The sequence below is a fragment of the Streptococcus caledonicus genome (assembly GCF_042656225.1).
Lineage (GTDB): Bacteria > Bacillota > Bacilli > Lactobacillales > Streptococcaceae > Streptococcus > Streptococcus caledonicus.
On sequence record NZ_JBHSOJ010000003.1, the window covers coordinates 19749 to 33529 of the forward strand.

General features: G+C 41.3%; 9 protein-coding genes and 1 pseudogene. All 10 read left to right on the top strand.

The genetic code is table 11. From position 1 onward, the window contains the following. The first annotated feature begins 20 nt into the window (after nucleotides 1-20). Nucleotides 21-3734 (top strand): tape measure protein, encoded by a 3714-nt coding sequence (locus ACFPQ3_RS00585; RefSeq protein ID WP_156806762.1) that lies wholly within the window; start codon nucleotides 21-23, stop codon nucleotides 3732-3734. Further along, nucleotides 3731-5239, top strand: coding sequence for a distal tail protein Dit (locus tag ACFPQ3_RS00590; RefSeq protein ID WP_156806764.1), 1509 nt, complete (start codon nucleotides 3731-3733; stop codon nucleotides 5237-5239). Before ACFPQ3_RS00585 ends, ACFPQ3_RS00590 begins: the two co-directional genes overlap by 4 nt. A 3-nt stretch (nucleotides 5240-5242) precedes the next feature. Further along, nucleotides 5243-9283, top strand: a complete 4041-nt coding sequence (locus ACFPQ3_RS00595; RefSeq protein ID WP_156806766.1) for a phage tail spike protein — start codon at nucleotides 5243-5245, stop codon at nucleotides 9281-9283. Nucleotides 9284-9294: 11 nt separating this feature from the next. Continuing rightward, the gene (locus tag ACFPQ3_RS00600; RefSeq protein WP_156806768.1) at nucleotides 9295-11358 is read left to right on the top strand and encodes a DUF859 domain-containing protein; all 2064 of its coding nucleotides are present in this window, start codon (nucleotides 9295-9297) and stop codon (nucleotides 11356-11358) included. Nucleotides 11359-11420: 62 nt separating this feature from the next. Then, nucleotides 11421-11687 (top strand): hypothetical protein, encoded by a 267-nt coding sequence (locus tag ACFPQ3_RS00605; protein ID WP_156806770.1) that lies wholly within the window; start codon nucleotides 11421-11423, stop codon nucleotides 11685-11687. 14 nt (nucleotides 11688-11701) lie between these two features. After that, nucleotides 11702-12148 (top strand): hypothetical protein, encoded by a 447-nt coding sequence (locus ACFPQ3_RS00610; protein ID WP_156806772.1) that lies wholly within the window; start codon nucleotides 11702-11704, stop codon nucleotides 12146-12148. Further along, nucleotides 12138-12335 (top strand): phage holin, encoded by a 198-nt coding sequence (locus tag ACFPQ3_RS00615; RefSeq protein WP_232323247.1) that lies wholly within the window; start codon nucleotides 12138-12140, stop codon nucleotides 12333-12335. The genes ACFPQ3_RS00610 and ACFPQ3_RS00615 overlap by 11 nt, the downstream gene beginning before the upstream one ends. Before the next feature lie 16 nt (nucleotides 12336-12351). After that, the gene (locus ACFPQ3_RS00620) at nucleotides 12352-12486 is read left to right on the top strand and encodes a hypothetical protein (RefSeq protein ID WP_269747756.1); all 135 of its coding nucleotides are present in this window, start codon (nucleotides 12352-12354) and stop codon (nucleotides 12484-12486) included. Beyond that, a pseudogene (locus ACFPQ3_RS00625) lies at nucleotides 12458-13210 on the top strand (SH3 domain-containing protein); the annotation flags it as partial. The gene ACFPQ3_RS00620 and the pseudogene ACFPQ3_RS00625, both read left to right, overlap by 29 nt. 137 nt (nucleotides 13211-13347) lie before the next feature. Beyond that, nucleotides 13348-13533, top strand: a complete 186-nt coding sequence (locus ACFPQ3_RS00630) for a competence regulator inhibitor paratox (RefSeq protein WP_156806778.1) — start codon at nucleotides 13348-13350, stop codon at nucleotides 13531-13533. Nucleotides 13534-13781 lie beyond the last annotated feature (248 nt).

Genomic DNA, 13781 nt, shown 5'->3' on the forward strand with positions numbered 1-13781 from the left:
TAAATGAAAGGAGGTAAATCATGGCAGATGGCAAGGTTACGATTACCGTTGACCTAGATGGCACGAGTGCCCAACAGGGTGTGAAACAGTTAAAAAGCCTTTTGCAAGGTCTAGGTGACAGCTCATCTAGTGGTTTTAACACAGGCACTAAGTCAGCGTTAAGTTTTGGTACAGCTATGGCAGTTGCTAGCAAGGCTGTATCTGTTGGGATGAGTGCTATTTCAAGCTCAATGGGCGGTGCAATTAGTCGTTATGACACCATGAATAAATTTCCTAAGATGATGTCAGCCCTGGGCTATTCAGCAGATGATGCAAAGAATGCAGTTGATGAGCTGTCAAAAGGAATTGATGGATTGCCAACGGCTCTTGATGAGGTTGTTGCAACAGCCCAGGGTCTGACAATGATGAATGGGGATTTAGGGAAGTCAACAAAACTTACCCTAGCCCTTAATAATGCCTTTCTGTCATCTGGTGCATCGGCAGGCGATGCTAGTCGTGGACTAATTCAGTTTACCCAGATGATGGCTAAAGGCGAGGTGGATATGCAATCATGGCGTACCCTCATGGAAACAATGCCAGTAGGTCTTAACAAGGTTGCAGAGGCATTTGGCTATACAGGTGCATCGGCTAAAAATGACTTGTATGCGGCACTTAAAGAGGGGCATATTACCTTTGACCAATTTAGTGATAAGTTAATTGAGCTAAATGAGGGAGTAGGTGGCTTTGCAGAACTTGCTCAAATCAATTCTGATGGTATTGCTACGGCTATGTCTAGGATTAAGACAGCGGTTGTTAGGAATATGGAGGGAGTGGTTAGGTCTTTTGATGATGCGGCTAAAGCCAAGGGATTACCAACAATTACCGAGGGATTGGATAAGTTTAGGTTAAGTATTAGCTCTGCTTTTTCAAATGCCACACCTTATGTTAGTAAGTTTGTTGATGTGCTTTCATGGGTTGTTGATGCCGCAAAACGTATGTGGGAGGCATTCAAAAACACAGGGGCTGTTACCGCTCTTACCCAAGCCTTTTCAGCTATACAGAGTGCATTAGAGCATGTCTTTTCAAGTCTTGGTCAAAATACAGGATTTGTGGAGGGGTTAGGTAGAGCTTTTGGCGAGGTTGTCAAATGGGTTGCAGAGGCAGTTACAAAAGCCGCTGAATTTATCTCATCATTACCTCCTGGCACTATCCAGGCTATCGCTAGTGCGGTACTTGGTGCTGTTGCCGCATTCAAAGGGATAAAGACAGCAGTATCAGCTGTAAATAGCCTTAAAACGGCTTTTGGCTTACTCAAGGCTGCCCTAACAGGTAATCCATTCATGGTTGCTGCTGTTGCTCTGGGGGCGTTGGTTGGCTGGTTTATCCATGCTTATACTACGAGTGAAACATTTAGAGCTAAAGTTAATGAAGTGGTCGCTGTTGTCAGCAAAGTTGCTGGAAAAATCAAAGAGTTTCTAAGTGGTGTTGACCCATCATTTATTGCTATGTTAGTGCCAGTTTTAGGGTTGTTGCTGGCAAGATTCAAAGGCTTTGAGACTATTAGTAAGTTTAACCCATTTAGTATTTTCAAGAAAAATGCTAAAGATGCCTTTGATGGTGCTAGTGGGTCAGCAAGTCAGTCTAAAGGTATCATTGAGCAAGTCTTTTCTGGGCTTGGTACGTTGATAACCTCTATTGCTCAAGGAATTTCAACCGTTTTACAGGGGCTAGCAACCGCTCTATCTACTGTTGCACAGGGATTTGGTACAGCAGCGGCTATGGCAAGTCCTGCCCAATGGTTATCAATGGGGGCGGCTATGCTCATGGTTGGTGCTGGTGTTGCTTTGGCAAGTGCCGGTATCTATGTCTTGGTACAAGCGGCAATACAGTTGGCATCTGCTGGTAGTGGTGCAGCCATCGCCCTTGTTGGTCTTGGTGTTGGCATCGCTGCTATGGCTGGTGTGTTTGCCTTACTTGGTCCAGCTCTTACCGCATCGGCTGTTGGTATGGTAGCCTTTGGTGCTGCTGTTGCCCTCATTGGTGCTGGTATAGGTATGGCGGCGGCTGGTTTGGCAATGTTAGCAAGTCAGCTACCAACCATTGCTACTTACGGTGCAAGTGCAGCTAGTGCTATTCTTGCCCTAAGTGGTGCAGTTGTTGCCTTTGGTGCTGGTGTGACGGTAGCTGGTGCAGGGCTTTTAGTCTTGTCTGCTGGCTTGATTGCCTTTGGAGCAGCCGCCCTGGTTGCAACCGCTGGTGGTGTTGCTCTTGCTGCTGGTATCGTTGTGGTATCTACTGCTGTTGCTGCTTTTGGTCTAGCCTTGCAACCCGTGGCATCAGCCGTTAAGAAAATGGGTCAAGGTGCAAAGGATGCAGGGGCTGGTACAAAACAGCTTGCTAGTGGGTTGAAATCCATTACTAGCCTACCTCTAGGCAGTTTAGTTACTCATCTAGGAGCAGTTGCTATTGGTATTGGCAAAATCTCTGGGAAAGGTGGAGAGATTGCTAGTGTTGGTACAGGTATGAAGCAGCTAGGACAGGGATTGACGACTATTGCCACGTCTGGCATGTTGGCAGTAACTGCTATGACTGTTATAGGCACAGCTATTACCCAATTATCAACGCAAATGACCACCTTGCCAGCCACTTTGACTTTAGCAACTGCTGGATTTGCGACTTTTTCAAGTCAAGCAGTAGCTGGTGTGGCAGGATTATCAGCCATCAATGCCCCATTGACAGCCCTTAAAACTCAAATCATGACACTAGCCCCAGCTTGTATGATAGCAAGTGCAGGGCTGACCGCTTTTGGGTCTCAAGTAATGGTGGTTGGTGCATCGTTTACTATGCTTGGTGCAGGTATTACGATTGTTAGAACAGGTCTTGTTGGTGTGTCAACAGCCTTTATCCTTGTTGGAACAAGTGCCACAAGTGCATCTGGACAAGTCCGAGCAATGGCGAGCAGTACCCAAGCTGTTATTGTAGCCTTTAACGCCATGAGGGGGCAAGTACAATCATCAATGAATGCCATGCTTAACGTGGTTAAGTCTGTTGGTAATCAGATGAAGTCACAAGGTAGCCAAATTGGACAGCAGACATCACAAAACCTAGCTAAAGGTATCAGCTCTGGTGCTGGTCAAGTGTCAAGTGCTATGCAGACTTTGACTAATGCAGCTAGGTCAGCTGGGATGTCTGGTGTGGGGGCTATGCAGTCCGTAGGGGCTATGATTGGACAAGGTTTGGCTCAAGGTATGCTGTCAGCTCTAGGAGCTGTTACAGCGGCTGCTAATGCCCTTGTGGCACAGGCAGAGAGAGCGGCACAAGCTAAGGCTAAAATTCACTCACCATCACGCCTATTTAGGGATGGTGTCGGTCGTTTCATCCCCCAGGGTGTGGCAGTTGGTATTACCAAAGATGCTTACAAAGTAGATGATGCGATGGGTGATGTGTTTAACCAAATTCAAGCCTTTAGTTTCAAAGCAGAGGATGTTATTGGAGTTGGTAAAACAAAACTATCTAAGGTAGTGCAAGTCAAGCAAGAGTTGGAACAAGCTGTAAAAGCTAGTGTAGAGGTTGCAAAAGAGAAATCTAACGACCTCCTAGAAAAAGCTCTTGATGTGGCTGAAAAAGCCGTACAGAGACCAGCAGAGATGGTACTAGATGATGGTACGTTAGTTGCCAGAACTGGTGATAAGTACGATAAGCACCAAACAGAACAAGCTAGACGGAGAAATAGAATGAGAGGGATAGTTACATGACAAAAGAAATGACATTCAACGGTGTTGATATGTCACGTTTCTTTAGAATTATAGATATTATCCGCCCAATTGGAAACAAAAGGAGCGTATCAACCGATGACGCTCCTTTATTGGGTGTGAATATCCAAAAAGTGAAACGTGGCGAGAAAGAACATACCATTAAATTTGACCTAAAAACTACAAATGCAATGGAAATGGAACAGCTTAAACATGAACTAGCTAGTGTTTTAGATGTTTTAGAGCCAGTAAAAATCACTTATAGCGATGAGCCGGACAAATATTATATGGGGTTGCTGGTAGATGATATTACCCCAGATAACTTAACAAGATGGTTTCAACGGTCAGAAATTAAAATCCTTATCCCAGATGGTGTTGCTCATAGCTCAACTTATCGCAAGTTTGATAGTGGCACAGATGCTACTGTTTCTAGTGAAAAGATGGTGTTTACCCTTAAAAACAATGGTACAGTACCAGCCCATCCAATTGTAACTGTTAAGCACAATGCAGAAAATGGCTATATTGGTTTAGTCAACCAAAATTCAGCGCTTGAGGTTGGAAATCGTGAGGAGGCAGATACAGAAACGGTTAAACAATCGGAGCTACTTTTAGACTATCGAGACAACAGTATTCTAACAGGATTTAGCAGAGCCGCTAAAAATGTTGGTATCACTAATGATAGGTCAGAAAAATTAGTAGGTACAGCAAATACTATTAGTGTCTGGGGTAGGCAACATATCCAACTTGCAAACCGTGGAACAGTTACAGCTGGATATAATTCGGCTGCTACTTTAACATGGGATATTCCAAACGATAGTAGTGGTGGCGTAGGGTCGTTAAATGATTATATCTGGTGGAGACAAATTTTTTGGCTTGGTGCATCTAATCAGTACGGTTTTATAAAGGTAACTGTATCAGATGTTGATGGTAATTTTCTTTATGGTGTAGAAACTTATTCACGGTCACAGGGTCTGGGTTGTGAGTATAATTTTTTAGCTAGTGATGGTAAGGGTGGGTACAACATTCTTAAGCGTTGGACATTCACAGGCACACATCTAGACCATCATAACCCATTCAACAGCACCCGTGGTTGGTCTGATTTGAAACGCAATGATGACAAGGTGCAGGTGTACTGGTGGGGGTCTTATCCAACTTTCACTATTCCAGAAATAAAGGGTAAAAAGTCCGTTAAGGTTCATGTTACTTTAGGTGCATATGGTAACTATCCATTGGTAACTCACATGTACCTAGATAGTATTTATTACCGAAAGGATTTTGTACCAGTAACTAAAAACATCCCTAATAGGTTTGCGATCGGCTCAAATGTTGTTATCAATAGTGAAGATGACACTGTTTATATTGATGGTATTGCTAAGACTAGCGAGGTTGTAGATGGTTCAAAATGGCTAGCAATTCCACCGGGTACAAGTCAACTAGAGCTATATGTATCTAGTTTTGTTAGTAATAAACCAACAGTAAAAATAGAATTTGAGGAAAGGTGGTTATAAAAGATGCTTTTAACAATCCATGATGCAAATTTACAAAAGGTAGCATTTATTGATAATGATAAGCAGAGCACTTTAAATTACTATGGCGACACTTGGAATAGAGACTTACCGACGGGGTCATCAACCTTTGAATTTACAGTATATAAAAAGGCAATTAAATCAGATACAGCCTCGCAAAAAACCTATAACTATCTAAACGAGAAAGCTTTTGTTTCTTTTCAGCATCATGGAAAGAGTTATGTCTTTAGCGTGATGACAGTTGAAGAAAATGAGCAAACCATCAAATGTTATTGTGAAAATCTCAATCTTGAGCTTATCAATGAGTATGCTAACCCATATAAAGCTACTAAAGCTATGTCTTTTGTTGAGTATTGCAATGCAATGGATTTGTTGAATTTTACTTATCTTTCTGTTGGTATCAATGAAATTTCAGACCAAAAACGCACGCTTGAATGGGAAGGGCAAGACACAAAACTTGCCCGCCTATTAAGCCTCGCAACTAAGTTTGATGCAGAAATTGATTTTGATACTGAATTAAACGCAGATAGCTCAATCAAAGCTTTCAAAGTTAATGTTTACCATGAGTACGATGACAACCATCAAGGGGTGGGGCGTGTTAGAAATGATATCCAACTAACCTACGGTAAAAACTTAAAATCTATTAAGCGTAAGATAGATAAAACTGGTATCTATACCATGATACGCCCAACAGGTAAGGGTAAAACTAAGAATGCTAAAGGTGAAGAAGTTGAAACCGTTGTAACTATTGGTGGTTTAAGTGCATGGTCAGAAAATAATGCTGATGGTGTCCGTGAGTTTTACCAAAGCGGAGAGGCACTATATGCCCCTCTAGCGGCTCAAATGTACCCCTCAACATTTACATCTAAAACACAAAAAGACCAATGGATAAGAAAAGATATTGAGGTTGAAAGTGATAATCCATCTGTAATCAGAGCGGCTGCTATCCGTGATCTCAAGAAAAATGCTTACCCAGCTCTAACTTACGAGGTAGATGGTTTCATTGATGTTGAAATTGGAGATACTATTAGGATTTATGATGATGGCTTTAATCCAATATTGCTGATTAAAGCTAGGGTATTAGAGCAGAAAATCAGCTTTACAAATCCAGCGAGCAACAAAACAACATTTGCCAATTTCAAAGCCATTGAAAATAACTTGTCTGATGGCATTCAAGCAGCTTTTGAGCGTTTGTTTGAGGCATCTAAACCTTACTTAATTAAGCTATCCACAGACAATGGCATCATTTTCAAAAACCAAATTGGGGAAAGTCTCATCACACCAACCCTATACCGTGGCGGTAAGCCCGTTGTAGCTGGTGTTACATGGCGCTGGTCGCTAGATGGCAATGTTACAACAGGCATGACCTACCTTGTCAGAGGTTCAAGCATAACTGATACGGTTACTTTGACCGTTGCAGCCTATATTGGTAATGATGAGGTTGCTGTTGATGAGATTTCTCTTGTCAATGTCGTTGATGGCAAACTTGGAACACCGGGAACACCGGGGCGAGATGGTCGCACACCTTATGTTCATACAGCGTGGGCTAACAATGCAACAGGAACTGATGGATTTAGTCTTGATAGCTCAATCAATAAGCTTTATATCGGTATCTATACAGACTTTGAGCCAGCCGATAGCCAAGACCCAGCTAGATATAAATGGACAAAAATCAAGGGAGAAAAAGGCGATAAAGGAGAGCCGGGACAACGTGGACTTGATGGCTTGCAAGGAGAAAGAGGAGAGCAAGGCTTACCGGGTAAGAATGGTGTAGATGGTCGCACGCAGTACACTCACATCGCTTACAGCAATAGTGCAGACGGCTCTAAAGATTTTTCAGTAAGTGCATCTGATAGAGCTTATATTGGTATGTATGTGGACTTTAATAGTGCTGACAGCAATAATCCAAGCGATTATGCTTGGACACTTGTTAAAGGCTCAAATGGGGCAAATGGTGTAGCTGGTAAAGCTGGTGTAGATGGTCGCACACCATACTTGCATATTGCCTATGCCACATCAAATGACGGCTCACAAGGGTTTAGTACAACGGATAGTGTTAATAAAACCTATATCGGTACATACACCGATTACACACAGGCAGATAGTACCAGCTATACAGCCTATAAATGGACACTTATCAAGGGAGCAGATGGTAACGGCATTGCCAATGTTACTAACTACTATCTAGCTACCACAGCATCATCTGGAGTTACTAAGGCAACTACTGGATGGACAACAACACCGCAGCAGATTTCAGTAGATAAACGCTATTTGTGGAATTATCGAGTTGAGCTATACACCAATGGTACAAGTAAGGAAACGACACCAGCCGTTATTGGTGTACGTGGTGACCAAGGTTTACAGGGAACGTCAGGCAACTCCTATCATCTCTTTACAACAAATTATCGTTATGCTCAACCAGACATCAATCGTTATGTGGCAGTTGGCTATACTGGTACATGGTTGGTCAATGAAGATACCTCTGCTGTCAAGGTTGGCGATACAGTACAGATGGCAGTCTATAATACTGATAAAGTTGGAACTGTATATGTTTTAGCTACCGTTACGGCGGTTGCTAGCAATCGTAGTTTGACAACGGTATCTAAAGGTGTGATTGATAAAGGAGACCGTGGCTTACAAGGTATTCAAGGTATTCAAGGTGCTAAAGGTGAACAAGGAATACCCGGAGCACAAGGCGCAGACGGTAGAACTCAATACACACACATTGCCTATGCTGACAACGCTACAGGTGGAGGTTTCAGTCAAACAGACCAGACTAAAGCCTATATTGGTATGTATCAAGATTTCAATGCCGTTGATAGTAATAACCCAGCCGCTTATCGTTGGACAAAGTGGAAAGGTTCGGATGGAGCTAATGGTGTACCGGGGGCGAAGGGAGCAGACGGTAAGACACCATATATCCATTTTGCTTACGCTAATAGCGCTGACGGTCGCACAGACTTTAGTCTAACGCAAACTGGCAATAAGAGATACATAGGTACTTACACGGACTATACTGCCACGGACAGCCAAGACCCAACTAAATATCGCTGGGTAGATATGGTCGGTACTGTTGAGGTAGGTGGCAGGAATTTATGGGCTTCGACAAAGATTTTACCTTATGGTACCGTTTTAAACCCTTTTGAGGTGAGGAGCTCAAGATATTACACAGAGATTTATACAGACATTTTACTCGAGTCAAATCAAACATACACAATTTCCTATGAGCCAGAAGTTAAAATCGGTAATATTGCAGATTTAAGAATCGGAATAGGTAGAAACGCTGGAGCGGCCGCTCGTAATTACGTTGCAGATTTTATTCCGTGGACTTCAGCAAATCTGGCAACTGGAACGTTTACGTTTACGACGGGTAACATCGGTACTGATAAGCTATTTTCGCTGAGACCAGTTATCAATTCCAAAAATAACAACACGGAATACCATGTTGTGTTTAAAGATTTTAAATTGGAAAAAGGTAACATTCCAACAGGCTGGTCACCAGCACCAGAAGACGTTGACGCCAAAATCGATACCAAAGCTGACCAATTACTAACCCAAGAACAACTAAATGCTCTTAATGAGCGTAACCAAATTTTAGAGGCTGAAATGAAAGCTAAGGCATCTATGGAGGCACTTAGTGAGCTAGAGAAAGCCTATAATGCCTTTGTTGATAAAAATAAAAAGGATGCAGCACAATCTGAAAAAGATTTGATTGAGGCAGGTAGGAGAATTGAGCTACTAACAACTCAATTTGGAGGGTTGGCAGAACTTAAAACATTTATTGATACTTATATGAAAAGCACCAACGAGGGCTTGATTATTGGTAAAAATGATGCAAGTTCAACTATTAAGGTATCGAGTGATAGAATTTCTATGTTTTCGGCCGGTCGTGAGGTTATGTATATTAGCCAAGGTGTTATCCACATTGATAATGGTATCTTTACAGCATCGGTACAGATCGGGAAATTTAGAACAGAACAGTATCACTTAAACGCTGATATGAATGTGATTAGGTATGTTGGATAAGGAGGGAAATAATGGCTGAATTTTGGTCAAACAATGATAGAGGTTATCGGATTAGGTTACAAATTGACCAAACCTCTCAGAATATTGCAGGCAATAGCAGTCAAGTTAGGGTAAGGCTAAGTTTACATAATAACACTTATACATTTGATGGCTATAATTGTTCTGCCTATGTTGATGTTAATGGACAGAGGTTGAATTGGTCAGGTCGTCCAACTATGCTCAGCAATAACAGTACCATTATGCTGATTGACCAAACTATCACAGTTGGTCATAATACGGACGGTACTAAATCATTTGGTTTGTCTGCTAGATTTAGTGGCAGTGGTGGATGGTCACCGGGTACTCTTACTATTGGTGGTAATTCATTCACGCTGTCCACAATTCCACGCTCAAGCTCTATTTCTGTTGGCGCAGGAACAATTGGTAGTGCAATTACCATCAACATTAGTAGGCAAAGTTCTAGTTTTAAGCACACTTTGAGATACCATTGGGGGAATAAGACAGGAACTATTGCGACTAACGTGGACACCTCAACTACTTGGACAATCCCCAATGATTTTGCTAACGAAATCCCGAATAGCACAAGCGGTACAGGTACAATCTATGTTGATACTTACAGTGGTAGCACCAAGACTGGTACACAATCAGTTAGTTTTAGAGCAGATGTTCCAGCAAGTATGAAACCTACATTTTCTAATATCACTTTGACAGACACAAATGGTGTTGCGAGAGGTTTATTAACAGGTAATAATTTTTTGCAGATTATTTCTAATGTCCAAGTTACTTTTAATGGTGCATCAGGTAGCTATGGCTCATCTATCACAGGGTATAGGGCAGAAATTGTCAATAGGAACCAAGTCACAACATCAAATGGTGGCAGACTTGGCATGATGAACTTTAACGGCTCTGCTACTATCCGTGCATCTGTCGTGGATAGTCGAGGCAGACAGTCAGATACAAGAGACATTACTATCAATGTGATTGAGTATTTTTCACCCATCTTGAGCTTTTCAGCGGTTAGGACTAGGGAGACACCTAACATCATTCGGGTTGTTAGAAATGCTAAAATAGCCCCTATCACGCTTTCTGGTAGTCAAAAAAATGTGATGACCTTGACATTTAAGGTTGCCCCATTAGGTAGCACAAGCTATACGGCTGATAATGGTAGTGCCACAGGCACTTTTACAACCCAGCACACGCTGACGAATTCAGCGGCTAATATGGCGGGCAACTATCCAGCTAATAAGTCGTTTACTGTCATTGGTACGTTAGCTGATAAATTTACCAGTATTGAGTTTTCGGCGACTGTTGCGACAGAAAGTGTGGTAATGAGCTATGACAAAGATGGGCGCGTGGCTATTGGTAAAGTTGTTGAGCAAGGTAGGGCAGGATCCCTTGATGCAGCAGGGGACATCTATGCTGGGGGAATTTATTTTAGAAGCGGTCAAGAAATACAGAATCATGCCTTGACAAAAAGCAATGGCTTTAGCATACGTAAAGATAATGCTGATTTTAATACTATTAAAACTAGCGGTTTTTACGTCATTGGAGGAAATGTTAGCAATCACCCAAATCTTAAATCTACATACTATTATCTAACAGTAATACAACACGACGCGGCAAATTATTGCTATCAAATAGCTGTAGATAGAAATGATGGTGCTATATTTTCAAGGGTTTGCGAAAACGGCACTTGGCGACCATGGTTTACTACTAAACAAAAAGAAGTAGTGCTACCAAGAAATGATGTTATCACGAAAGATATAGCATTACCTTTTGGCATGTCTGGCAAACTTGTTAGACAAAATAATGTAGTGACTTTAACTGTAGAACGTAAGCCTGTCACGCTCGGAACGCCGGGTGAATACAAAATGATGAACGAAAAGATACCAGCTGGATTTACGCCTGTAACTCAGACGACATTACTACTAATGCATAATGCTGGTACTACTATATACCCAATGTCAAAACTATATCTAGAAACAAATAAAGATATTAGGATGACATGGAGTCACTCTAACTACTCTATCGCTACAGGTACGTTAACCTATATCACCAATGATCCCTATCCATAAGTAGTAAAAAATCCCATTAAAACCGATAGATAATAGTTACATAACATAAGGAGGTAAAAGCTATGTTAAAAGTCACAAAGACACGCCAAACAACGGCAGAATTTTATGTTACTGAGGACAAGGAGGAAAAACTTGTTAAAACTACGGTAATCAATACAGGTAATGATGCAGTATCAACTGTATATGAAACCTTGCACGAACCAGAGCTTTATGCTAAAAATCGCCGTGATATGCGTAAGCATGAGCAAGAATTGCGAGAGTTGCGCTATAAAATCGAAGATGAGATTTTAGCTGAACTTGAGGCAGAGGAAACAGAACAGATTGACTAAGGGGGATTGAGTAAATGCCACCTTGGTTGAAAGATAGTGCTGTACTTGTTGCCTTAATTACGGTAGGTGGTGGAGTGGTGGGTACTTTAATTAGTACCCTAGCCAATTTCTTTATTAACCGCCGTGATACAGAGGTTAAACAAGGACAGACCGAAATCATGCAGTCATTAGAAGTATTGAAAAATGATAATATTAAAATTAAGGCAGATTTATCAAGCAATGCAGATGAGCTTGCTAAAGTAAAAACTAATTCAAAAGACATCACAAGATACCGCCTTTTTCATGATATGAAAAAAGAGATTATGGCAGGAGAAACCACGCTTGAGAAAAAGCGTGAGATGGCTAAACTGTTTGCATCTTACAAAATGTTAGATGGAAATGGTGAGATTGAAATGATGTATGAGGAGGAGTTTATACATCTGCCTTTAAGGGAGGAGTACAGAGATGAAGATGACAAATAAGCAATATGATATTGCTAAAAAAACAGTCACAGTAGTTGTGCCAGCAGCTATCACTCTGATTACTGGTTTAGGTGCATTGTATGAAGTTGATACAACAGTTATCACAGGTACAATTGCCCTATTTGCTACTTTTGCTGGTACTGTACTTGGTATTTCAAGTAAAAATTATCAAGCGGAAAATAAATAGCGACGAGGGGGTGGGTATGAAAACGATAGTTAGAGTGTTGTTGCTGTTGGTTCTTATTCCTTTAATAATACCACTTGGATTTATCGCTATCATGCTTGATCCTTTTATCAAAATAATTTTAGAGGAGAAAAATAATGACAACAGCGAATGAAGTTGTACAATATACAATCAATCTAGCCAACTCTGGCATGGGGGTTGATAAAGATGGCGCATTTGGCACACAGTGTGCCGATCTCCCTTGTTTCATTGCTAAAAATTGGTTTGGTGTAGATTTGTGGGGTAATGCTATTGACTTGTTAAATGCAGCAGCACAGGTAGGCTGGGAAGTGCACTACATGCCAACTGAAGCCAATCCGAGACACGGCGCAGTGTTTGTAAAAAATGGAGTAGTCTATAACGGCATCGATTACGGACATACTGGGGTTGTAATCGTTGATAGCGACGGTTACACTATGCAAACCGTCGAGCAGAATGTTGATGGTAACTGGGATGCTTTAGAGGTAGGAGGGCCAGCCCGTTTTAATACCCGTGATTTCTCTGGTATCGTTGGTTGGTTTTACCCACCCTATTCGGATAATACTCAATCTCAAGATGTTGTTTCAACCCCAACAAGCAATGAAATTGATCTAATTCCGGAGGATGGAACTTTTACAGTTGGTGAGGCAGCTATTAACGTACGCCGCGCACCAAACTTAAACGGTGAGATTGTAGCAGTCTATGAGCCAGGGCAATCTGTTAAATACGACAGCAAAGGATCGGCTAACGGTTACCGATGGATTTCATACGTTGGAGCATCGGGCAAACGTAACTATATGGCTATTGGTCAGACAGATGCAGCTGGTAAACGTATCAGCCTTTGGGGCACACTAAAATAGCGATGACAACCTTAAAATAATAAAAAATAGCCCTTTATTGGGGCTATTTTGCGTTACAGTAGACATTTTTAAAATTTTCTATCAAGATAGACATAAAATTATTTTTTTGCGAATAGATAAATAAGGAGGTAAACAACATGAATGAAACACTATATGTCTTTTTAGAGGGTAAAGCTAAAGGTTGGTTTGGTGACACAGTAAAAGTTGTAAGAAGAAATGGCAAGGTATTTGACTTTGTATTAGAGGGTGAAAAAGTACAACCTCATGAAGTAGTAAGTATCGAGGCATTGGATGATGTTATAAAAGAGATTTCTTCTTATTGATTTCATAAACTTTGTTAGTGGTAGCTTACGCCCCAAATTTGCCCCAAAAGTTTATATTTTGAGGTTATAAGTAGTGTCAAACCTTGCCAACAATGCGATAAAATAAGGGATTTTTTCATTTTGGAACAACAAGGGTTGTATAAAATAGTTCTTTGGTAATCATGATATACGTTAAAAATCCTTTATTTTATAGTGTTTTGATAAGCATCGACCCAAATCTGCCCCAAATTTTTAAAAAAGAGTTTTGA

Bases quoted from the DNA above. Each gene is read 5' to 3' on its own strand.
- ACFPQ3_RS00620 (WP_269747756.1), top strand. From the start codon at position 12,352: ATGAAAACGATAGTTAGAGTGTTGTTGCTGTTGGTTCTTATTCCTTTA.
- ACFPQ3_RS00610 (WP_156806772.1), top strand. From the start codon at position 11,702: ATGCCACCTTGGTTGAAAGATAGTGCTGTACTTGTTGCCTTAATTACG.
- ACFPQ3_RS00630 (WP_156806778.1), top strand. From the start codon at position 13,348: ATGAATGAAACACTATATGTCTTTTTAGAGGGTAAAGCTAAAGGTTGG.
- ACFPQ3_RS00585 (WP_156806762.1), top strand. From the start codon at position 21: ATGGCAGATGGCAAGGTTACGATTACCGTTGACCTAGATGGCACGAGT.
- ACFPQ3_RS00605 (WP_156806770.1), top strand. From the start codon at position 11,421: ATGTTAAAAGTCACAAAGACACGCCAAACAACGGCAGAATTTTATGTT.
- ACFPQ3_RS00600 (WP_156806768.1), top strand. From the start codon at position 9,295: ATGGCTGAATTTTGGTCAAACAATGATAGAGGTTATCGGATTAGGTTA.
- ACFPQ3_RS00595 (WP_156806766.1), top strand. From the start codon at position 5,243: ATGCTTTTAACAATCCATGATGCAAATTTACAAAAGGTAGCATTTATT.
- ACFPQ3_RS00590 (WP_156806764.1), top strand. From the start codon at position 3,731: ATGACAAAAGAAATGACATTCAACGGTGTTGATATGTCACGTTTCTTT.
- ACFPQ3_RS00615 (WP_232323247.1), top strand. From the start codon at position 12,138: ATGACAAATAAGCAATATGATATTGCTAAAAAAACAGTCACAGTAGTT.